Genomic DNA, 22449 nt, shown 5'->3' on the forward strand with positions numbered 1-22449 from the left:
GCGCAGTCCTAGTCCCGAAGCGTTGCAAGATAAGCCACGATGTCCTCGATCTCCGCGGCCGACAAGATTGGCTTGCCGACGAAGTTGCGCCCGACGCGCACGAGGCCGTCGTGGCGATAATAGGACGGCATGATGGTCTCTGGATTGAACCTGGAGGCATCGACCAGTCGAAGCCGCAACTGGCTCACCGACCACCGGTTCCCGGCGCCGGTGAGGTCAGGCGCGAGATCGCCCTGGAACCGGGTTTCCGGGAACGGGCCTGAATGGCAGAGGATACAGGTCGTCGTGCGCGCCAGCACCAGCGCGCGTCCGCGCACGGCATCACCGGGCGAGCCGGTGAGGGAAGCGGGAATGCCGTTGCCGACGATGGTGTAGGGCACGAGTTCTTGTGCTTCCGCGCTGATCGGGAGTGCGATGCTCGCTGCAATCAGCGCTGCGAGCACGCTTGTTCGATGGGTTGACGGAGGTCGCTGCGGGCTCCGTTCACCTCTCCCGCTTGCGCGAGAGGTCGTCGCGAAGCGGCGGGTGAGGGTTCTCTCGTCTTGGGGGTCCTCGCGAGTGGAGACACCCTCTCCCCAACCCTTCCCCGCAGGCGGGGGAGCACTGTGGTCTTGGCGATGGCTTCGTATCATCATGATCTAGCCAAACGTGTCCGCCGCGATGGTTTCAAACCACTGCTCCGCCTCCGCCGCCTCGCGGGTCCGCAGCTCGCGCGAGGCATCGACCGGGCTGGTCGCGCCGCCTTCGACCTCTGCGAAGATGTCGCCCTTCGGCTGATAGTTGCCGACAAGCGAAAAGCCGTAGCCGGGCGCGACGACGTTGTAGCAGACGCCAGTCAAGCGCGGCGCCTGGGGCGTGTGCCTCGCGAGCAAGGCGACGATCGCGGCGGCGCAGGCCTTGCCTTGCGCGCTTGCAGCTGAGGCCGATTTGGGCATGCCGCCGCCGAGGCAGGCATCGCCGATGACGTGGACATTCTTGACGAGCTTGGATTCGAAGGTGATGGGATCGATCGGGCACCAGCCGGTCGCATCCGTAGCGCCCGCGACGTCGGCGATGCGACCCGCCCGCTGCGGCGGGATGACGTTGGCGACATCAGGCGTGTAGTTGCCGAACTCGGTGATGATGGTTTTGGTCGCGGGATCGACCGAGGTGGCGCGGCCGCCTTGCGACAGCGCCACGCGTTCGATCATCTCGCCGTAGAGCTCCTTCCAGGCCTTTTCGAACAGCCGCTGCTGCGAGTAAGTGTCCTTGGCATCGAGGAGCAGGACCTTCGAGCGTGGCTTGTTGGTCTTGAGATAATGCGCAATCAGGCTGGCGCGCTCGTAAGGCGCAGGCGGACAACGCGAGGGATTGGCGGGAATGGCAATGGCGACCGTACCGCCATCCGCCATCGCCTCCAACTGCCTGCGCAGCAACAGGGTCTGTGCGCCAGCCTTCCAGGCGTGCGGCATCTTTTCCGATGCGGCATCGTCATAGCCGGGCAGGGCTTCAAAGTGAAAGTCGATGCCGGGCGAGAGCACGAGACGGTCGTAATCGAACGTGGCGCCCTCCGTTGTCGTCACGCTGCGCTTTTGCGTGTCGATGCTGGCCGCGGCCTGGGTGACGATGCTGATGCCCTCGGCGGCGATCTTGTCGTAACTGAACTGTTGTGCCTCCATTGCGCGCAGGCCTACGATCACCTCGTTGCTGAAGGGGCAGGTGATGAAGGTCTTGTTCGGCTCGATCAGGGTGACCTGCAGTTTCGCATCGGCGCGCTTGAGCGCGCGGGCGCAAGTCGCGCCACCGAAGCCGCCGCCGACCACGACGACGCGGCTAGCCGATTGCGCACGCAGGATCGAAGGTGCGGCGAGCAATGTGGCCGCGGCGGTGATGCCGAGGACGGCATTCCGCCGCGTCACCGGCGCATTCATGCATGTCATCCGGAAAAATGCCGCGGCGGCCGTTTGAGGCCGCCGCGGCGCTTCTTTACGCGAAGGTGATGTTCTGGTCGCGCAGCGGCACCGAGCGGATGCGCTTGCCTGTCGCCGCGAAATAGGCGTTGAGCACCGCCGGCGCCGCGACGCCGATGGTCGGCTCGCCGACACCGCCCCAGAATCCGCCGCTCGGCACCATCACCGTCTCCACCTTCGGCATCTCGCTGATGCGCATCGAATTATAGGTGTCGAAGTTGGTCTGCTCGATCTTGCCGTCCTTGACGGTGCAGCCGCCGTAGAACAGGGCGGAGAGGCCGTAGACGAAGGAGCCGGCGACCTGCCGCTCCACCTGCGCCGGATTGACGACGTAGCCGGGGTCGGTGGAGGCGACGATGCGGTGCACCTTGATCTTGCTGCCCTCGGTCACCGAGATCTCGGCGGCACCGGCGACATAGCTGCCATAGCCCATGACTTGCGCGATGCCGCGATAGATTCCCTGCGGCGCCGGCGTGGTCCAGCCGATCTTCTCGGCCACGGCATTGAGCACCGCCAGGTGCTTGGGGTGATTGCCCATCAGCTTACGGCGGAATTCGAGCGGGTCCTGGCCTGCGGCCTGGGCCAGCTCGTCCATGAAGCATTCCATGTAGATCGCGTTGTGATTGACGTTGACGCCGCGCCAGAAGCCGGGCGGAACGTGCGGGTTGCGCATCGCATGCTCGACCAGCAGGTTCGGCACGGAATAACCGAACGCGGCCTCGCCGGATTGGGCGACGCCCTGGAATGCCGCCGGATCCATGCCGTTCTGCAGCGCTTCGGGACGCAGCGAGAACAGGATCGATTGCCCGGACAGGCGGTAGTGCAACGCGATCAGATTGTTGTTGGCATCGAACGCGCCGGTCATCTTGCACTGGGTGATCGGGTGATATCGGCCATGCGCCATGTCCTCTTCGCGCGACCACAACAGCTTGATCGGCGTGCCCGGCATCTGCTCGGCGATGATAACGGCCTGACGGACATAGTCGGTCTGGCCGCGCCGGCCGAAGCCGCCGCCGGGCATCACCTTGTGCACGTCGCACTTTTCGGCCGGCAGGCCGGACGCCTCCAGCACCGCGGCGAACGCCGCCTCGCCATTCTGCGTGCCGCACCAGACCTCGCATTTGTCCGCCGTGTAGAGCGCAGTGGCGTTCATCGGCTCCATGGTGGCGTGGTTCTGGTAAGGATAGCTGTAGACGGCCTCGATCTTCTTAGCTGCGCCGGCGATGGCGGCCTTGGCGTCGCCGTTCTTGTTGCCAACATAGGCCGGCTGCGAATTGTCGAGGCCTTCGGCCAGCCATTTCGCGATCGACTCGCTGGAGACCTTGGCGTTGTCGCCTTCGTCCCAGACGATCGGCAGCGCCTCCAGCGCGGTCTTGGCGTGCCACCAGGTATCGGCGACCACCGCGACCGCGGTGTCGCCGACCTTGACGACCTTCTTGACGCCCTTCATGCCGGTGATCTTGGTTTCATCGAAGCTCTTCAACTTGCCGCCGAACACCGGACAGTCCTTGATCGCGGCGTTCAGCATGCCCGGCAGCTTCACGTCGGCGCCGTAGATCATGGCGCCGGTGGTCTTGTCGACGGTGTCGAGCCGCTTCACGCCCTTGCCGATCAGCTTCCAGTCCTTGGGATCTTTCAGCTTGACGTCCGCCGGCGGCGTCAGCTTGGCCGCGGCCTCGGCGACCTTGCCGTAGGTCGTGGTCCTGCCCGACGGCCCATGGGTGATGACGCTGTTGGCGGCAGTACACTCGGATGCCGGCACTTTCCAGGCATCGGCGGCGGCCTGGATCAGCATCACGCGCGCGGTGGCGCCGCCTTTGCGGACATAGTCCTGCGATGAGCGGATGCCGCGGCTGCCGCCAGTCGAGAAATCGCCCCAGACGCGCTTGCGGGCGACGCTCTGGCCGGGGGTCGGATATTCGGTCGTGACCTTGGTCCAGTCGCATTCGAGCTCTTCGGCGACCAACTGGGCGAGGCCGGTCAGCGAGCCCTGGCCCATCTCGGAGCGGGCGATGCGGATCACGACGGTGTCGTCGGGCCGGACCACGACCCAGGCGCCGATCTCGGGCGAGCCGTCGGCGGCGCGGACCACGGCGGGGCCGCCGAACGGGATGTCGAGGCCGATGGCAAGGCCGGCACCGACCGCGGCCGTGCCGATGACGAAGGCACGACGGTTCATCGTGGGAGAGACGTGCTTGTTCATGTGCCGCTCCTTACGCGCTTGCGATCGTGTGGATCGCCTCGCGCACCTGTGCGAAGGTGCCGCAGCGGCAGATATTGGTGATGGCCTCGTCGATGTCGGCGTCGGTCGGCTTGGGCTTCTCGTTCAGCAGCGCCGCCACCGCCATAATCATGCCGCTCTGGCAGTATCCGCATTGCGGCACGTCCTGGGCGATCCAGGCCTCCTGCACCTTGTGCAGCGAATCCCCCGTTGCGAGCCCTTCGATCGTGGTGATCTTCTTGCCCTCGGCCTCGCTGACCGTAACCCCGCAGGAGCGCATCGCCACGCCATCCATGTGAACCGTGCAGGCGCCGCATTGTGCAATGCCGCAGCCATATTTAGTGCCGGTCAGCCCGGCGTTCTCGCGGATCGCCCAGAGCAGCGGCGTATCCGGCTCGACGTCCAGAGTGAAGGTTTTTCCGTTGATTGTTAGGTTTGCCATCGCAAGTCCCCTGATTGGCCCAATCCACCGATTGAACTCAGGGGCGCACTGTGTCGGGCGAATTGGAACCGTTCAAATCAACAGTCCGAGGGGTGGCCGTTATGCATGGGCCTCTGCGTAAGGGTATGGACGCGGGCGATGTTTTGCCTCATCCCTTCTCAATCGATTCGGGTTGCTGTCTCTCCAGGAGCGCAATCCGCGGCTTCAAGCGACGTCCGGCTGTGGCGCTGGTTCCGGTCGGAGGCGCGGCAAGCGGCGACAGTTTGTCCCGTTTGCCGGGGTGCAAGACGCGGGGGCTTTGGTACACTGCGCCGCCGCCAACAGGAGTTCCATGAACTTGCCAAGCCCCTGCAACGTGTTGATGCTCTATCCGCTGTTCTCGGCGGAGTCCTTCTGGACCTTTGGCGAATCCTGCAAGGTGATGGGCGTCAAGCGCCCGGCCGCTCCCCTGGGCCTGATCACCGTGGCCGCCATGTTGCCCAAGAGCTGGACGGTCCGGCTGATCGACTGCAATACGGCGCCTCTCGGCGACGACGACCTCGCCTGGGCCGATGTCATCTTTACCGGCGGAATGATGCCCCAGCAGGCCGATACCCTGCGCCTGATCGAGCTCTGCCGCGCGGCTGGGAAGCCGGTGGTCGTCGGCGGCCCCGATCCCACCTCGAGCCCCCACCTCTATGAGCGGGCCGACTTCCGGGTGCTCGGCGAGGCCGAGAGCGTGATCGACGACTTCATCGCGGCTTGGGAGAGCGGCGCACGATCCGGCACCTTCACTGCGCCGAAATTCCAGGCCGATGTGACCAAGACGCCGGTGCCGCGTTTCGACCTGCTCAAATTCGACGACTATCTCTATCTCGGCGTGCAGTATTCCCGGGGCTGCCCGTTCACCTGCGAATTCTGCGACATCATCGAGCTCTATGGACGCGTGCCGCGGACCAAGACGGTCGATCAGATGTTCGTGGAGCTCGAGACGCTCTACAACATGGGCTATCGCGGTCATCTCGATTTCGTCGACGACAATTTCATCGGAAACAAGAAGTCGCTGCGGCAGTTCCTGCCCCAACTTGCCGAATGGCAGCGGACCCACGGCTATCCCTTCGAGTTCTCCACCGAAGCCTCGGTCAACCTCGCCGACGATCCGGAGCTTCTGGATCTGATGGGGCAGGCCAATTTCTTCGGCATCTTCGTCGGCATCGAAAGTCCGGATCCGGCGACGCTGGTCGCAATGCGGAAGAAGCAGAACACGCGGCGCAACATCGCCGAGAGCATCCACAAGATCTACGCCGCTGGCATCCTGGTCACCGCGGGCTTCATCGTCGGTTTCGACAATGAGAAGGTCTCGATGGCCGATGCCATGATCGACTTCATCGAGGAGGCGGCGATCCCTGTCGCCATGGTCGGGCTGCTCTATGCCCTGCCGAACACGCAGCTGACGCGCCGCCTGGAGCGCGAAGGCCGGCTCCATCCGGGTCACGATGTGGCCCCGACCATCGGCGCCGATCAGTGCACGGCCGGGATCAACTTCGATCCGGTGCGTCCGCTGCGCGACATCCTGACAGACTACAAGCGCGTGCTGGAGCGCGTCTACAGTCCGGCCGCCTATGCAGGACGCGTCGACCGCCTGATGACGCTGCTCGATCGTTCGCGGCAGCGCCACGAGCTCGCCGAGGGGGACATTCGCGCCAAGCTCGGCGCGATGGAGACCGTGCACCGTGTCGTCTCCGCGCTCCCCGAAGCGCGTGGTCCGCTGTGGCAGACCTTCATGAACTGCGCCAAGCGCGACACGTCGTCGGCGCGCATTGCCGTGCAGATGATCGCGGCCTATGCGCATCTCGGCCCGTTCTCGCGCAAGGTCATCGCGGCCATCGATGAGCGCCTGGCGGCGCTGGACGAGCAGGTGCCAAATCCCGTCGTGGCTGCGGCCGCGGCCGAGGCGCGTCATCTCGCCTGACATCCGCGAGAGTCGATGAGGACCGCCGGCGTCTTGATGCGCCGGCGACCAAATGTCATGTGTGATATCCCGGCTTGACAGCCGGACAACCTCAAGCTGATCCTCCTCGAGGCAACACTGGTCTTGCCGTGGTTTCGGCGCCCGGAAAAGTTCCGCGCGGGTATTTCAACTGACCCGCGCTGCTAACGTGTTCGTGCGACATTGCGACTGACGCCATTGCCAAATTAGCTTTCGCGGGGTTGAGCCATGGTCAGCAAGGTGATCCGCTGGTCAATTGCATTGATTGTCCTGATCGCGCTGGTCCTCACATACCTGCCTTCCTTCATCACCGATTCCATCTACAAGAATGTCGAGGACATCACCGACGGAGAGATGCCTGCCACCGTCACCGCGTTTCAATCGGGTCCCGACGTCGTCAGCACCATCGGCGGCAGCGGCGAAGGCTTGAACTGCAGCCTGCCGCCCTGGGCCAACATATTGTTCGACGGCGAGAGGAATTCCCAGCAGAAGCGCCATCTCGTCCTGCAGCGCTTCAGGCAGGCCTGCGTCTTTCACGACCTGTGCTATCGCCATGGCCTTGCGACCTATGGCTATAACCAGAACGATTGCGATCGCATTCTGCAAAACGCGGCTTTTCGGCTCTGCGTCTACATCCGCAACGGCAGTCAGGACGGCGGCGCGGCGCGCTGTCAGTCCGACTCCAAATTGGTTCTGGCCGGTGTGAGCCTCGGAGGGTACGACGCCTATCGCGGCTGGGATCGATCGACCTATTTCGAGTTCGATTCCGACCCGTCACGGTCCAACGGCTTTCAGGTCAGCCGCGTGGTCGGTCATCCCTTCAAGGCGGCGCTCCCTGCCAAATACGCCAATGACCCTGATCAGGTCATTCTCATGTTCGAGAACCTTCGCTCCAATCTTGCGGTGACCTGCATCACCTGTGCGAATGTTCCCGTTCTCGAGTGGACCACCGATCCCAATGCCGTCAGCGCCGAATTGCGTTCGGTCGGCGTGACGCGCTTGCCCGACGTGCTGCTCAGGCGCGTGCCCATGCTGACCGAAACAACGCCGGTCTGGTTGCCGCCGCGCCGGCGGCACGCAGCGCCGCATTTGCTGGTCGATGGTGCGGGCAAGGACCATCTGATCTGGATGAGCCGCAACAATCCGGAGAACAGCATATCCTGTATCATCAGTGCCGATGCTGCGCGTCTCCTCACCAACACTTCACCGATCCGGGATCTCTGTTCGGTCGATGCGGGGCCATCGCTCACCCGCGTGGAGATCGACATGTTCGCGAGCTCTCCGCTTCCGATGGAAGTCCCCGGCAGTCCTGACCTCATCTATGCGACGTCGATCAGCCCACAGAAGACCAGGGAGCACCATCTGAGCTTCTGTTCGCGCTCCGCATCCAGGAAGGTCGAGGGGGCCAGCGATGACGATCGGTCCAAATGCGTCACCTTCCCCGAGGCGGAGGTCCGCGACGGCGCGGGGCTCGGTGCATTTCAGAACTTTCCGCTGGTTCGTCCCGGACAGCAGATCTATTTCGCGCGGGACATCGCGCAGCGGACGGACTCGCCGCTGATCGCACTGTGGCAGCGGGCCTTCGGCAATACCTATTCGCCCGACGGCGCCCTGCTGGTGATCGACGTTGCACCGCCGCCCGTCGATCGAGGGCCTCTCTCGGCCAAGCTGAAGAAGATCGTCCGGTTCGACATCGACGATCGCTTCGACCCGATGATGCCGATCACGCGCAAGGTGGACGATTTGCGATTCCTGAGTCTCGAGGCGACGAAGACGAGCGTGCACGTTCGCATGGTCGATTTCGCCAAGGACAATCCCTCCATCGGCAATGTGCCACTGATGATGAGCAACGGCGAGGTGGAGCTGGATCGCTCCTGGGCGCAGAGGCCGATGCTGGTGCTGGAGACCCGGGACGCCCGACCCAGGACCAAGCTGGTGTTCTCGCGTGGGGAAGTCGTGATCGATCCGGGCAAGCCGGTATCCGCCGCGACCACGGAGGCTTTGGCGCTGCAGACCCTGGTTTTCGAGCGCGATGCTGCCGCCCCCTCGAATATGCCCTTCGTGAAATCGGCGGGAGCGGCATGCCGGATCGTCTATGAGTTCGAACCGGACCGCACCGATTGGCCGTGCTACCGCGCGTTCGATCCCGAGCGCACCATGCGGGCCTCGCCGGCGACGCGGTTGCGAGCATCCCAGATGCTGGTCGGGCGGTTCACCCAGGCCGCCGGTCATGGCATCGCATTTCCCGATCTCTGTCTGAAGTCGGAGCCGATCGTGCTGAAGCCGCAAGGGAGCACGTTCGTGCCGCGGAGCGAAGCCGCGGGCTGGAAGGGGTTTCAACGGACGATCACATGCGAGCCGCTCGATGCTGCGTCCGTCGTGAGCCGCCCCATCGCGCAGAAGGCGCCGTGAAGGCCGCCTGAAAGCGCTGCGTCTACTTCACCGTAAGCCGCAGGAAGCTCATCACGCTGCCGAGCGCGGCGAAGCCTGCGCCGAGCGCCAGCGCCAATGTTGCGCCCTCATGGCCGGCGAAGGCGAAACAGGCCGCGGCGAGCGCCGCGCCCGTGGTCTGGCCGGTCAGGCGCGCGGTGGCGACGATGCCGGAGGCGCTGCCGCTGCGATGCGGCGGCGCGCTTCCCATCACCGCCTTCATGTTCGGCGCCTGGAAGAAGCCGAACCCCATGCCGCAGATCACCATGCGCCAGATGATGTCGACAATGGCGGGATTGGCCGGCAGCATTGCGAGCAGCGCCATGCCGAGGCCGAGCAGCACGAGGCCGATGCCGCCGAGCAGGCCGACCGGGTAACGGTCGGAGAGGCGCCCGGCGATCGGCGCCATGATGCCGACCACCAGCGGCCATGGCGTCATGAAGAACCCGGTCTCGACCTGCGAGCGCCCGAGGACGCCCTCGAAGTAGAACGGCAGCGAGACGAAGGCGAGGCCCTGCACCGCGAAAGAACAGACCGCGGTCGCCGCCGACAGCGCGAACATCGGCCGGCTGAACAGGTCGATCGGCAGCATCGGCGCCGGATGATCGGCATGCCGGCGCATCAGGATGAAGCCGAGCGCGAGCGCCGAGATCAGCTCGATGCCGACGACCACCGGCGACAGATTATGCGCGGCGCTGCCGATGCCGGTGATGAACAGGCCGAGGCAGGCCGCAGCAAGAAGCGCGCCGAGAAAGTCGAAGCCGTGATCGGCGCGCGGCGTCTTCGGCAGCATCGCAAAGCCGATCCCGATCGCGACGAGGCCGAACGGGATGTTGACGGCGAACAGCCACGGCCATGGGCCGAGCGCCAGGATCGCCGACGCAATCGAGGGACCGAAGGTGAAGGCGGTCGCGACCACCAGCGCGTTGTGGCCGAAGCCGCGGCCTTGCATCCGCCCCGGATAGACGAAGCGCACCAGCGCCGTGTTGACGCTCATGATGCCGCTGGCCCCTAACCCTTGCAGCGTGCGCGCGACGAGCAGGCTGTCGAGCGACCACGCCACCGCGCAGAACAGCGAGGCGATGGTGAACAGGATCAAGCCGCCGAGATAGATGCGCTGGTGCCCGACGATCTCGCCGAGCGCCCCGAGCGGCAGCAGCGTCGCCACCAGGGCGATCTGGTAGACGTTGACGACCCAGACCGACTGCTCCGGCGTGACATGCAGGTCGGCGGCGATGGCGGGCAGGGCGATGTTGGCGATCGCAGTGTCGAGCGAGGCCATCGCGAGCGCCGTGAAGATCGCGGCGATCGCCCAGCGCCGCTGCGCGGCCGGCAGGCCGTCGGACATGATAGGATCGGGCTCGCAAGCGGCGGCGGGTAACGTGATTGTCATTGCCTTGGTGTCATTGCGTCCGCGCGTGAAGGGGCTTTCGGCATGTACTACGCCGAACGCCTCTGCCACAGGCATATGCTTGCATGCTGTGTATGCGCGAAGGCGGGAGGGTGAGTGCCGCCGAGTGCATTTTTTTCAAGAGGAGCAAACATAAGGGCGAAAACAACCCCATGCACAGTAGAGGAGTCCTTGATCGACAAGGGTTTTTCGAATCGCCTTGCGGCGACATCAACGACCCCGGTCAAGTTGACCCGTCGGGCAAAACACTGGCACGATGCTATCGTGAGGGAGGACTTGGATAGCCGCCTTCACGGCATGAGCGTGATAAGTACATAGAGCACAACGGCCGCGCCGAGACATCGCCGCCAGGGATTGACGCCGCGGAGAATCTCGTCAACGCCCCAGATGATGAGTCCGGCTTTCACGACGATCGTCAAGCCGATGCTGGCCTTGCCTGCGTACGGCCAGAACCAGAGCAGAACGGCCGCGACGATCACGATCCATAAAACGAGGTTCGGCCACTGAGCGATCGTGATGGCGCCTGTTTCGCGGCTCCGGAAGAACCACTCGAAAAACCGCCGCACGACCGCCGGCCCCGATCAGAGCTCGACCTCACCCTCTTCACGGCCTTTCCAATAGGTTATGCGGTTGGCCTTGACCCTGATCAGGACGATCCCCGGCGTATCGATGCCCTCGTCAAACCATTTGTCGAGATCGCTTGTCCAATGCTGCTGGAAGGCCGCCTTGTCCCGGATCAGTTCGGCAGTCCCTTCAACGGCCACGTAAATCCCCTTCGAGAACAGGCCCGCTTCCGATGAAAATCCGAGCGCCACTTTCGGGTTGCGCTCGATATCCGATATCGTCCGCGCCTGTTCGTAGGTGAAGTAGTACGAGGTGCCGTCGTAGGCGACGTCGCCGTTGTTGCTCATGGGACGGTTGGCGATCTCGCCGTTCTCGGTGTGGGTCGACAGAATGGCAATGTCGATGCCGGCCATGTCTTTTGCGATCTCGGCGAGCGATGTCTTGGGCATGAAGTCTCCTCCAGTGGAGCGGGAGCAACAACGGGATCGGGCCCATGTTCCCAAAGAATAGGAGAGGTGCGTGCCTGAGCGCTTCAGCTTTTGACCCGCGCACCACTCCGTTTGGCAGCGCCGCCCCAACAAGGCCTCCAGCCCTCTCTCGTTGAGCCAGATCAAGACTCGCGCCGCGAACGCACCGGACCCTTCCATCAGCGCATCGATCGAGGGCGGGCGGATATGCAGATTCTGTTCAAGGACATCCGGAATACCCCTTTGCTCTGGATGCTGGTCTTCGTGCCTATCGTGCTGGTGGCCGAGGCGGTGGTGCCGCATTCCCACACGCTCCTGTTCGTGCTGGCCGTGCTCGCCATCGTGCCGCTGGCGGCCCTGCTCAGCCACGCCACCGAGGCGGTCGCCGCGAAGACCGGCGATGCCGTGGGCGGCCTGCTCAATGCCACGCTCGGCAATTTGACGGAACTGATCATCGCCATCACGGCGCTGCGGGCAGGTCAGTACATGCTGGTGAAGGCTTCGATTGCGGGCGCGATCGTCACCAATGCGGTTTTCATGTTGGGGGCCTGCCTGCTGCTCGGCGGCCTGCGCTACCACGTCCAGGAGTACAATCGCGCCGGCGCGCGGCTTTCGTCCGGCCTCTTGCTGATGGCAACCGTCGCCCTGCTTGCGCCGTCGGCGGTCGCCGATCTCGACCATCTGCCCCAGGACGGGGCCGTCATTCACAAGCTCAGCGTCGGCATTTCAGTCCTGCTGATCATCGCCTACGCGCTTGGCTTGGTGTTCTCGCTCCGGACCCACAAGGAGCTGTTCGCAAGCGCCGATCATGGCGGCGACGAGGAAGCGCACTGGCCGATCGGGACCGCAGTCGGGACATTGCTGGTCGTCACCGTGCTGGTCGCGCTGGTGAGCGAGATCTTCGTGGAATCGGTGCAGAAGGCGGCGGAAACGTTCGGGATGAGCCCGGCCTTCGTCGGCTTCATCGTCGTCTCGCTGGTCGGCGCCGCCGCCGAGTTCGCGGTTGCCTTTGCCGCCGCGCGCAAGAACCGGCTCGACATGAGCGTCAGCATTGCGCTCGGCAGCGCCTCGCAAATCGCGCTGTTCGTTGCGCCTGCGCTGGTGCTGCTCAGCTATGTCGTGGGGCCGAAGCCGATGGACCTGCAGTTCTGGCCGGGCGCTGTCACAATGGTGATGATCGCGACGGTCACGTCGGCCTTCATCACCGCGAGCGGACGCTCGGCATGGTTCGTCGGTGCGCTGATGATCTTCATCTATGCGGTCTTTGCGCTGACGCTGTATGTCGTCCCGCCGGCGGGCCAGGGCTGACGTTCGCTCGCCCGTCGGCTGAGGGGATGCGGGATGGAATGAGCAAAGGAGCAGCCAGCCCTATGCCGTCCTCCGAGCGCTCAGGCCAATCTGCGCGTCCGGTTGGTGCGGTCGACTTCCGGGGCGATGTCCCAGCCGGCGGTGCCGCAAAGCATGATTTAATTTGACTTTGCAGATGGTTAATCATATTAATTTTGAATTAAATAAATAGATTTAAATAGCCGGCGCTCGCGGCGCTTACCTCGTTTCGATTTGTGCGTGTTCTCGTCGAGGACTGGAACCATGCGAACAGGCTGGGCCATCAGTTCCATTGGGGTTGCTCTCGGAAGAGGCGTGATACATGCGCCGACCAATTGATACTGCACCGAAGAATGGAGAAGACATCTGGCTGGAAGATGCGACCGGTGCTGTCGAGGTCGGCCACTGGTCACTCGAGGCGGGCCAATGGGTGTGGCAGGACGGCTCTCCAATCAACGGTGCTCCCACCCATTGGTATCTGGCAATCGAGGATGTCGATCCGGAGGGGGAGCGATCGGGCCGTGCATTCGTGGCGGCTGCCATTCTGATTCCCTCCATCCTTGTTGGGGCTTCCCTGCTCGGCGTGTTCGGGCCCTTCGACGGGCGACCTTCTCAGGAAACGGCGCGCGTCGGTGTCGAGAGCGTCCACGATCAGCGGCTGGACGTCACTGTCGGGTCGCCAGCGCTCCTTCGACGCGATTTGCCCGGATCCTTGACGGAGGAGGAGCCAGCCAGCGTGCTGCGAGCCGCGCAGCGGCTGGATGAAGACGCTCCGCGCAGTGAAGCACTCGCCAATGAGGTGGCCGCGGCGCGCAGAGAGCTTGAAGAGGCGGTCCAGCGCACGCATACGGCGGAAGCCGCCCTGGAGGAGTCGCGGAAATCCCTCCAACAGGAGCAGGCCCGCGGCGTCGACCTCGCGAACGATCTCGCCGCAGCCCGGGCCGAGATCGATAACCGTATCGCACAATCGCGCGACGCGGACGATGTGGCCGCGCAACAGCGAGATGCGGCGGCAGGGGAGATCGCAGAGCTTCAGCAGTCGCTGCAGCAAGAGCGGCAAAGAAGCGCCCTCCTCGTGAGGCAGGCGAACGCCGCGCAGGCCGCAGCTGAGAGCGCCGAGGAGCAACGCCGCGAGACGCAATCACGTGCTGCTGCGCTCGCGAGCGAACTCGCGGGAAGACCGCGCAGATCGGAAGCTGCGGCCGCGGATCAAAGCGCGGCGGCGGAGCGGGAAATCGCGGAGCTGCGGCAATCCTTGCAAGATGCGCGGCAGAAGAACGCCGAGCTCGTCGCCGAGGCCAAGGCAGCGCAAGTCGCAGCGACCAATGCCGAACGACAACGACACGCTCTCGAAGAGGCCCGCGCAAATGCGGCCTCGTTGGCGGAGGAGCTTACCGAAGCGCGCCGAGAGGCCGAGAGCTGGAACAAGCGCTTGCGTGAGGCGAGCGATCAGGCCTCGCAGCAGAGAGAGGCGACGAACCGGGAGATTGTTGAACTGCGGCAGGCACTGCAACGGGAACGGATCGAAGCTCGGGAGCGCACCCTCGCATCGGCATGGAGCCTTGCCAGTGTCCGCCTCCTGGTGGAGCAAACAAGCCAAGGCCCGGTCTCGCCCTGGCCGCACATGCACGCGACCGCGGTAGAGCCGCCGCCCTCGGCAAACCAGATCGAGGCGGAGGTGAGATTGATCCCGCGCGCCAAGGCGTTGCTCGATCAGGGAAATATTGGGGCCGCGCGGATCGTGCTCGAGCTCGCGGCCGAGAAGGACATCGCGCAGGCAAGCTTCATGCTCGCGGAGACATATGATCCCACGGTTCTGTCCTCATGGGGGACGTATGGAACGCGCGGCGAAGAAGCCAAGGCGCGAGAGCTCTATGCCAAGGCGCAAAGGGGCGGAATTCGCGAAGCCAAGGAACGGCTCGATGCGCTGCATCGCTGAGAACGGAGGCTTGGCCGTCCCAAGATTGGCCGTCCCAAGATTGGCCGTCCCAAGAGTTGTGCTGGCTATCCAGAAGGGGATGTCATGAACAAGGCGCCAAAGTCACTCTCGTTGCTGCTGCTCGCCGGCCTGGTGCCGGTCGCCATGATGCTTCAGACAGCCCGCCTGGAAGCCCAGACCGCAAGGAACGCCAAAGCCGATACGGGGGTCGTTCGACAGCCTCTCCCGCAGGAGCGCGAAAAGAACCGGATGAATGCCTGGACCGTCGGGCTGGCGGGGGGACTGCTCGAGGGCGCACCGATCCGCCTTGCCGCCGAGATGGCCCGCGTCGTTGACGACGGAGCAGATCTACATCTTCTGCCCATCGTCACGCGGGGGGCCACCGACAACCTGAATGCGCTGCTCTATTTGCGGGGCGTCGACACCGCGATCATCAATTCCGACGCCCTTGAAGAGTACAAGATCCAGGTTCCGCAGATCCAAAGTCGGATCACCTACCTGCTCAATCTCTTTCCGTCCGAGCTGCACATTTTCGTGCGGCCCGAGATCACAAGCCTGCAGGACCTTGCCGGCAAGAAGGTGAACTTCAACACCCAAGGCACCGCCGCCGCCTATTCAGGACCGCTGATCTTCAGCCGCCTTGGCATCGATGTCGAAAAGACCTTCATTCCGCATCAGCTTGCCCTGGAACAGATGCGCAAGGGCGAAATGTCGGCCGTCGTATTCATCACGTCGAAACCCGTCGACCCCTTTGTACGCGGCCGCTGGGAGACCGGATTCAAGTTCCTCCCAGTCCATTACGACAGGAGGTTCGAGGATTATTATCTGCCCGCGACATTGGACGCCAAGGAATATCCCAACCTGATCAAGCAGGGTGAGCGGGTCTCGACCATCGCGGTCCCGACAGCTCTCGTCGCGTTCAACTGGCCGCAACGTTCGAACCGCTATCAGCGCGTGGCGCGCCTTGTCGATTACCTGTTCGCGCGGATCGACCGGCTCCAGGCGCCAGGCTTCGATCCGAAGTGGCAGTCGATCAACCTCGCCGCAACCGTCCCCGGGCTCACCCGCTTCCCGGCCGCGCAGGAATGGCTGGATGGCAAGGCGCGCAGCGCGCAGGCGCGTCCATGAGGACTGCGGCCTCTCCGCTCGCGGTCGCCTTCAATGTCGCCTGCGGAATCGCCTATGCGCAAAGCGCGAACGATCCCATGGAATCGCTCCGGGCCTGTTCGGGCGTGGAGGGACCAGCCCGACTGGAATGTCAGAAAGACTTACCACGTAAGAACCCACCGCCTGGCCGTCGGACGTCGGACAATAGCTGGATCGTCAGCGAGACGACCTCGCCAGTAGATTATCTGCCGGTCGTCACCGCCACTACGTCTTCTGTAAGCGGCTCGGACGGCACCGCAATGCAACTTGCAATCCACTGCCGCAAAGGCCGCACGGAAGTCATAGTCGCCGGACCGGCGCTGTCGCGCACCGCCAACGAATACGTCATCTCCTTTCGGCTGAATGCGGATACGCCAATGCAACTCCCAGCAGCCTCGCCGTCATTCGGCTCCGGCGTCGCTTTCGGTGGCGACGTCGTAAAGTTGCTAAGCTCGCTACCCGACGACGGTCACATCGTCGTGCGCCTTTTCACCCGCGCCGGCGCGGAACAAGACGGACAATTCCTGCTCAGCGGATTCGAGAATGTGCGCAAGAAAATGGCGGTTGCATGCAAGTGGCCACATAGCGTCGTCAGACCGGCAAGGTGATGTCATGGAGCAGGGAGAGACAAGATGATCAATCAGAAGTCGGCGATAGCAGTCGTCAGCGGCGTGGCGATGCTAATTCTGGTCGGCGCAAACGCGCGGGCGCAGCAGGGCAATCAGTTGTTCCCGCAGGCGAGCGAGAAGAGCCAAACCAGCAGCCAGAAGTATTCCGTTAAACCGCAGCAGACGAGCAAACCGGCGCAAAAGCAGACGAGCAAGCAGGAGCTTGCGAGCAGGGCAGCGATGGCTCAGGCGACGAACCCCGGAATCGCCAAGAAGCCGCATCAGCTGGTACTACAAGTCAATTCCAACGAGCCGGCGATGATGAACCTCGCACTCAACAATGCCACCAACGTCGCCCAATATTACCGCGATCTCGGTGAGCCCGTGTCGATCGAGGTCGTCACCTTCGGCCCCGGCCTTCACATGCTGCGCGAAGACACGTCGCCGGTGAAGCCGCGCATCGAGGTGCTGGCGATGAGCAACCCCGAAATTTCCTTCAAGGCCTGCGGCAACACCCAAGACAACATGCGCAAGGCCGAGAACAAGGACATCAACCTGATCGCCCAGGCGACGGTGGTCAAGTCCGGTGTCGTCCGCGTCATGGAGCTGCAGGAACAGGGCTGGAGTTACGTCAAGCCGTGAGGCACGCGGGACGGCGGTCGCGGGATGCGTCTCTGTCAGACCATGTCGCGTCCCCTAGGTAACAAACCGGACTTCATGCCCGTCCGGCAAACCGGTCGTGCATGCGCTTCGTGGGCCGCTCAGGTCGGGCGCCGCCTAGAATTGATACCGCCGCAAGCCCCCGTCCACCGGAATTACCGTGCCCGTGATGTAGCGCGCCACCGGTGAGGCCAGGAACACCGCGAGAGCGGCGAGATCTTCGGGCTCGCCCCAATAGCCGACCGGGATTTCCTCTTCCGCAAAGCGTTCGCGATAATCCGGCGGGTAGTTGCGGCGGATCTGCTCGCTCATGATGCGGCCGGGCGGGATGCAGTTGATGGTGATGCCGTGCTCGCCGATCTCGCGCGACAGGCCCTTGGCCCAGGCATGCACCGCGGCCTTGGCGGCGAAGGCGGCGTTGAGCCCTTCCGGCTCGGATTTGCCAGTGATGTTGACGATGCGGCCCCACTTGCGCTCGATCATCTGCGGCAGCAAGGCATGCGCGATTCGGCGATAGCTGGTGAAGTTGAGCGCGATCGCCTCGTCCCATTTGCTGTCGGGCGCATCGACGGGCAGGGGGCGGCTGCCGCCGGCATTGTTGACGAGGATGTCGACATGGCCGAGCTCCTTGATCGCAAACGCTGCGATCTTCTCGGCGGCGTCCTTGGCCATCACGTCCTGTCCGAACGGCGTGATCAATCCGCCGCCGACTTCCTTCGCAAGTTCGGCAAGCAGGTCGGTGCGGCGCGCCACGCCGACGACGCGGACGCCTTCGGCCGCGAGACCCTTGGTGATGGCGCGGCCGATGCCGATGCTTGCGCCGGTGACGACGGCGGTTTTCGATTTGAGCCCGAAATCCATGGTCACACGCTCTCTTGTTTGCCTTTTGATTGTTGCGGTTCGTTTCCTGCCCTCCTGCCGGGGTGAATTGCCCGACCGGGACGAGCAGTGGTAACCAAGGGCCCAGGTGAAGGAAACACGAAAAAGAAAAGGCGCGAGCGATGGTCTGGGATCCGCAGCAATATCTGAAGTTCTCCGGCCACCGGCTGCGGCCCGCCGTCGACCTGTTGATGCGCATTCCGGATTTCGCGCCCCGGGCGATCGTCGATCTCGGGGCGGGTGCCGGCAACGTGACGAAGCTGATCAAGGAGCGCTGGCCCGATGCGAGCGTGACCGGCGTCGAGGGCTCGGCTGAAATGGTGGCGGCGGGGCGCAAGGCCGCGCCCGAGGTGGAATGGTCGCATGAGGACCTCGGCCATTGGCGTCCCGCGAATTCCTATGACTTGATCTATTCCAATGCCGCAGTGCACTGGCTGCCCAATCATGCTGCACTGTTTCCATCGGTGATGGGGAAGGTGACGCCCGGCGGCATGCTCGCGGTGCAGATGCCGCGCAACTTCACCGCGCCCTCGCATGTGCTGATCGGCGAGACCGCGCTGGACGGTCCCTGGCGCTCAAAGGTCGAGCATCTCGTCACCCCGCCGCCGGTCGAAGGGCCCGCCTTCTATCATGACCTGCTCGCGCCGCTGTCGCAGAACATCGACATCTGGGAGACCGAATATCTGCAGGTGCTCGAAGGCGAGAACCCCGTGAAGGAATGGACCAAGGGGACCTGGCTGACGCGCTATCTCGACGTCCTGCAGGGCGACGAGAAGGCCGCGTTCGAAGCGGCCTATGGGCAACGGGTCGCAAAGGCCTATCCGAAGAATGCCGCGGGGCAGACGCTGTTCCCGTTCCGCCGCCTCTTCATGGTCGCTCAGCGCAAAGGCTGATGGCCCTGCCGCAATGCGATATGAACGCTATTCCCTTGGATGAGCGCGGTGCCGGGTTGCGCATCCGGCGGTCGCCAAGCTAGCTTGGCTGCGGCAAGCTGGGCTTAGGTCTAGTTGTTCGGACGGTGGATTGCTGCCACTAACGACGTGCAAGACTCGACGGCAAAACAAAAAGACCCCGTTTAAAGGTTGTTGGGAGGTACCTTCATGCGCAAGCTGCTGCTCCTTGCGGTCGCCGCCACGGCTGTTCTCTTCGCCCCTGTCGCCCAGGCCCAGAGCCCCATCGTCATCAAGTTCAGTCATGTCGTGGCGAACGATACCCCGAAGGGCAAGGGCGCCCTGAAGTTCAAGGAGCTCGCCGAGAAATACACTGACAGCAAGGTCAAGGTCGAAGTCTACCCGAACTCCACGCTCTACAAGGACAAGGAGGAGATCGAGGCGCTCCAACTCGGCTCGGTGCATATGCTGGCGCCCTCGACCGCGAAATTCGCGCCGCTCGGCATCAAGGAGTTCGAGGCGCTCGATCTGCCCTGGCTCTTCAAGGACGACCAGACCTATTCCAGCGCGATGAAGGGCACGGTCGGCAAGTGGCTGTTCCAGAAGCTCGAAGCCAAGGGTATCACCGGCCTCGCTTATTGGGACAACGGCTTCCACATGCTCTCGGCCAACCGTCCCCTGGTGAAGCCGACCGATTTCCAGGGCCTCAAGTTCCGCATCTCGGGATCGAAGGTTGCGGACCAGTATTTCCGCCTGCTCGGGACGATCCCGCAGATCATGGCGTTCTCGGAAGTCTATCAGGCGCTGCAGACCGGCGTCGTCGACGGCTGCGAGAACACGGCGTCAAATTATCTGACGCAGAAGTTCTACGAGGTGCAGAAGGACATCACCGTGTCCTATCACGCGCATCTGCAATATGCCGTCATCGTCAACGCCAAGTTCTGGTCGGGCCTGCCGCCCGACATCCGCACCCAGCTCGACAAGGCGATGGCGGACGCGACCGACTACACCAACTCGATCGCGCGCCAGGAGAACGAGGATGCGCTGGCCGAGATCAAGAAAACGGGCAAGACCACGCTGCATTATCTCACCGACGCCGATCGCAAGGCGTGGCAGGAGGCGATGCAGCCGACCTACAAATGGGCGAAGGGGCGGGTCGGGCAGGAGGTGCTCGATCTCGTCGCCAAGGAACTCGACGTCAAGATGAACTGACGGCCGCGTCCTAAGGAGAACAACACAACGGTCGGGGGTGATCGCACTCCCGGCCGTTTCGCTCTTGAATGGACGAGCCAAACGCTGGGGGACGAAATTGCTGCGTGCGCTGAACCGGGTGCTCAATCATCTCGAGGAATGGCTGATCGCGACGATGATCGCGGCGGCGACGTCGCTGATCTTCGTCGCGGTGCTGCACCGTTACGGCGCCGGCCTCTCCATCGACATCGCCAAATGGGCGGAGGCCCGCAACCTGGCCTTCCTCGCCGTGCCCGCGCGGGCGACGTTCGTCTGGCTCGCCGCGCTCGACCTGTCCTGGGCGCAGGAGCTCTGCATCTACATGTTCATCTGGATGGCGAAGTTCGGCGCCGCCTATGGCGTGCGCACCGGCATCCATGTCGGCGTCGACGTGCTGGTCAACATCCTGCCGGGCGGATCGCGCCGCCGCGTCATCACCTTTGGTCTTCTGTGCGGGGCGCTGTTCACGGCCATCGTGGGTTATTTCGGCGCCGCCTTTGTCAGCCAGATGTGGTTGACCGGCCAGCAGTCCAACGATCTCGAGGCGCCGATGTGGATGGTATATCTCACCATCCCGCTCGGCTCCGCCTTGATGTGCTTCCGCTTCCTGCAGGTGGCCTGGTCGTTCCATCGCACCGGCGAGCTGCCGCATCACGACATGGCCGGCGTGGAAGGCGTCGAGGCGGATCCGGTGCATCCGGCCCCCGTCACCCCCACCCAGGTGGTCCGGGACGAACGCAGCCCGCTCGGCTGGATCCTGATGCTGCTGCCGGTCCTGATCGTCGCGCTGTGCTTTGCGCATGCGGGCCACGTCATCACGCTGCCGCACGGCCTGCGCGTCTTTATCGTGTTCGCGCTTCTGATCTCGCTGATGCTGACGGGCATGCCGATCTCGATCGCGCTGGGTCTCACCGTGCTCAGCTTCATGTTCACGCTGACCGACGTGCGAACGGAATCGGTGGCGCTGAAGCTGTTCACCGGCATCGAGAATTTCGAGATCATGGCGATCCCGTTCTTCATCCTCGCCGGCAACTTCCTGACCCATGGCGGCGTGGCGCGTCGCATGATCGCTTTCGCGACCTCGCTGGTCGGCCATTGGTATGGTGGTCTGGCGCTGTCGGGCGTGGTGGCCTGCGCGCTGTTCGCGGCGATCTCCGGCTCCTCGCCGGCGACCGTGGTGGCGATCGGCTCGGTGATCCTGCCGGCGATGGTCGCGCAAGGATTTCCGAAGCGGTTCGGGGCGGGTGTGATCACGACCTCGGGCTCGCTCGGCATTCTCATCCCGCCCTCGATCCCGATGGTGCTCTACGCCGTCTCCACCAACAGCTCGGTCGGCAAGCTGTTCATCGCCGGCATCGTGCCGGGGCTTGCGCTCGCCACGCTGCTCGGTATGACGACCTTCTATCGTGCCTGGCGCAACGATTATCCACGGATGCGCAAGGCGACATTCCTCGAACGTCTTGATGCATTCCGCAAGTCGATCTGGGGCATCCTGCTGATCGTCATCGTGATCGGCGGCATCTACAGCGGCCTGTTCACGCCGACCGAGGCGGCGGCCGTCAGCGCGGTCTACGCTTTCATCGTCGCCGTGTTCATCTACAAGGATCTCAAGCTGCGCGACGTGCCGCGGGTGCTGCTGTCGTCGGCCAACCTGTCGGCGATGCTGCTCTACATCATCACCAATGCGGTGCTGTTCTCGTTCCTGATGACCTATGAGAACGTGCCGCAGGCGCTGGCGCAATGGATGATCGACCAGGGCCTGGGGTGGATCGGCTTCCTGCTGCTCGTCAACCTCTTGCTGCTGCTGGCGGGCAATGTGATGGAGCCGTCCTCGATCATCCTGATCATGGCGCCGATCCTGTTCCCGGTCGCGGTCAAGCTCGGCATCGACCCCATCCATTTCGGCATCCTGATGACGGTCAACATGGAGGTCGGGCTGTGTCATCCCCCCGTCGGTCTCAACCTCTACGTCGCCTCGGGCATCGCCAAGATGGGCATCACCGAGCTCACGGTGGCAGTGTGGCCGTGGCTGTTGACGATGCTGTGTTTCCTGGTAGTCGTGACGTATTGGCCCGGTCTGTCGCTGTGGCTGCCAAGGCTGCTGGGGATGTAGTTGCTTAAGCCTCACCCCTTGTGGGCGAGGGTGGCTCACCGCGTAGCGGCGAGACGGGTGAGGGTTCTCTCCGCGTGCGACTCTTTCAATGCGGAGACAGTCCTGATGCGGACACAGCCGCTCACTTGAGGGAGTATGCCGCTCCATTGTCGCAGCCCTCTCCCACAAGGGGAGAGGGCGCTATATTCGCCAGCAATGGACGCAA

Annotated in this window: 18 protein-coding genes and 1 pseudogene; 11 read left to right on the top strand and 8 right to left on the bottom strand. The window is 63.7% G+C overall.

Features of this window, described 5'->3' with window-relative positions:
- Window positions 1-8: 8 nt before the first annotated feature.
- The 4 genes from soxX to BCCGELA001_RS12255 all read right to left on the bottom strand — a co-directional run bounded on the left by soxX (window position 9) and on the right by BCCGELA001_RS12255 (window position 4612).
- Window positions 9-443, bottom strand: a complete 435-nt coding sequence (soxX, locus tag BCCGELA001_RS12240) for a sulfur oxidation c-type cytochrome SoxX (protein WP_008550750.1) — start codon at window positions 441-443, stop codon at window positions 9-11.
- A 195-nt stretch (window positions 444-638) separates the two neighbouring features.
- Complete coding sequence (locus BCCGELA001_RS12245) at window positions 639-1910, bottom strand: NAD(P)/FAD-dependent oxidoreductase (protein ID WP_060735398.1); 1272 nt, start codon at window positions 1908-1910, stop codon at window positions 639-641.
- A gap of 55 nt (window positions 1911-1965) precedes the next feature.
- Window positions 1966-4152: a xanthine dehydrogenase family protein molybdopterin-binding subunit gene (locus BCCGELA001_RS12250; protein ID WP_008550749.1), complete on the bottom strand. Its 2187-nt coding sequence runs from the start codon at window positions 4150-4152 to the stop codon at window positions 1966-1968.
- 10 nt (window positions 4153-4162) lie between these two features.
- A complete protein-coding gene (locus tag BCCGELA001_RS12255) occupies window positions 4163-4612 on the bottom strand; it encodes a (2Fe-2S)-binding protein (protein WP_060735399.1) in 450 nt (149 codons plus the stop codon).
- Window positions 4613-4943: 331 nt separating this feature from the next.
- Between BCCGELA001_RS12255 and BCCGELA001_RS12260 the strand changes: the two genes are divergently transcribed.
- On the top strand, window positions 4944-6563 hold the full coding sequence (locus BCCGELA001_RS12260) for a B12-binding domain-containing radical SAM protein (protein ID WP_060735400.1): 1620 nt from the start codon (window positions 4944-4946) through the stop codon (window positions 6561-6563).
- A gap of 246 nt (window positions 6564-6809) precedes the next feature.
- Complete coding sequence (locus BCCGELA001_RS12265) at window positions 6810-8993, top strand: hypothetical protein (RefSeq protein WP_008550739.1); 2184 nt, start codon at window positions 6810-6812, stop codon at window positions 8991-8993.
- A 22-nt stretch (window positions 8994-9015) separates the two neighbouring features.
- On the opposite strand, the gene BCCGELA001_RS12270 is transcribed toward BCCGELA001_RS12265, so the two are convergent.
- The 3 genes from BCCGELA001_RS12270 to BCCGELA001_RS12280 all read right to left on the bottom strand — a co-directional run bounded on the left by BCCGELA001_RS12270 (window position 9016) and on the right by BCCGELA001_RS12280 (window position 11435).
- Window positions 9016-10404 carry an MFS transporter gene (locus BCCGELA001_RS12270; protein ID WP_060737626.1) on the bottom strand — a complete coding sequence of 463 codons (1389 nt, stop codon included), beginning with the start codon at window positions 10402-10404 and terminating at the stop codon, window positions 9016-9018.
- 308 nt (window positions 10405-10712) lie between these two features.
- Window positions 10713-10988, bottom strand: coding sequence for a hypothetical protein (locus BCCGELA001_RS12275; RefSeq protein WP_008567813.1), 276 nt, complete (start codon window positions 10986-10988; stop codon window positions 10713-10715).
- Window positions 10989-11003: 15 nt separating this feature from the next.
- Window positions 11004-11435: a pyridoxamine 5'-phosphate oxidase family protein gene (locus tag BCCGELA001_RS12280; protein WP_060735401.1), complete on the bottom strand. Its 432-nt coding sequence runs from the start codon at window positions 11433-11435 to the stop codon at window positions 11004-11006.
- A gap of 225 nt (window positions 11436-11660) precedes the next feature.
- Between BCCGELA001_RS12280 and cax the strand changes: the two genes are divergently transcribed.
- From cax to BCCGELA001_RS12305, 5 genes are all read left to right on the top strand, one after another.
- A complete protein-coding gene (cax, locus tag BCCGELA001_RS12285) occupies window positions 11661-12761 on the top strand; it encodes a calcium/proton exchanger (RefSeq protein WP_060735402.1) in 1101 nt (366 codons plus the stop codon).
- A 340-nt stretch (window positions 12762-13101) separates the two neighbouring features.
- Complete coding sequence (locus tag BCCGELA001_RS12290) at window positions 13102-14718, top strand: hypothetical protein (RefSeq protein WP_008550706.1); 1617 nt, start codon at window positions 13102-13104, stop codon at window positions 14716-14718.
- Between the two features lie 84 nt (window positions 14719-14802).
- Entirely contained in the window at window positions 14803-15846 is a 1044-nt protein-coding gene (locus BCCGELA001_RS12295; protein WP_008550704.1) for a TAXI family TRAP transporter solute-binding subunit, read from the top strand.
- On the top strand, window positions 15843-16472 hold the full coding sequence (locus BCCGELA001_RS12300; RefSeq protein WP_236840864.1) for a hypothetical protein: 630 nt from the start codon (window positions 15843-15845) through the stop codon (window positions 16470-16472). The genes BCCGELA001_RS12295 and BCCGELA001_RS12300 overlap by 4 nt, the downstream gene beginning before the upstream one ends.
- A 24-nt stretch (window positions 16473-16496) precedes the next feature.
- The gene (locus BCCGELA001_RS12305; protein ID WP_008550699.1) at window positions 16497-17114 is read left to right on the top strand and encodes a DsrE family protein; all 618 of its coding nucleotides are present in this window, start codon (window positions 16497-16499) and stop codon (window positions 17112-17114) included.
- Window positions 17115-17249: 135 nt separating this feature from the next.
- Here BCCGELA001_RS12305 and BCCGELA001_RS12310 read toward each other — a convergent pair whose 3' ends face one another.
- On the bottom strand, window positions 17250-17993 hold the full coding sequence (locus BCCGELA001_RS12310; RefSeq protein ID WP_060735403.1) for an SDR family NAD(P)-dependent oxidoreductase: 744 nt from the start codon (window positions 17991-17993) through the stop codon (window positions 17250-17252).
- A gap of 140 nt (window positions 17994-18133) precedes the next feature.
- Here BCCGELA001_RS12310 and BCCGELA001_RS12315 point away from each other — a divergent pair, with 140 nt between their 5' ends.
- The 4 genes and pseudogenes from BCCGELA001_RS12315 (at window position 18134) to BCCGELA001_RS39380 (ending at window position 22244) form a co-directional block, all read left to right on the top strand.
- Window positions 18134-18904, top strand: coding sequence for a methyltransferase domain-containing protein (locus tag BCCGELA001_RS12315; protein ID WP_060735404.1), 771 nt, complete (start codon window positions 18134-18136; stop codon window positions 18902-18904).
- A gap of 207 nt (window positions 18905-19111) precedes the next feature.
- The gene (locus tag BCCGELA001_RS12320; RefSeq protein WP_008550683.1) at window positions 19112-20113 is read left to right on the top strand and encodes a DctP family TRAP transporter solute-binding subunit; all 1002 of its coding nucleotides are present in this window, start codon (window positions 19112-19114) and stop codon (window positions 20111-20113) included.
- A 352-nt stretch (window positions 20114-20465) separates the two neighbouring features.
- Window positions 20466-20696: pseudogene (locus BCCGELA001_RS39375) on the top strand (TRAP transporter small permease); the annotation flags it as partial.
- A gap of 306 nt (window positions 20697-21002) precedes the next feature.
- Entirely contained in the window at window positions 21003-22244 is a 1242-nt protein-coding gene (locus BCCGELA001_RS39380) for a TRAP transporter large permease (protein ID WP_442855178.1), read from the top strand.
- Window positions 22245-22449: the final 205 nt, after the last annotated feature.

Origin of the sequence: Bradyrhizobium sp. CCGE-LA001, from assembly GCF_000296215.2 — a bacterium.
Classification (GTDB): domain Bacteria; phylum Pseudomonadota; class Alphaproteobacteria; order Rhizobiales; family Xanthobacteraceae; genus Bradyrhizobium.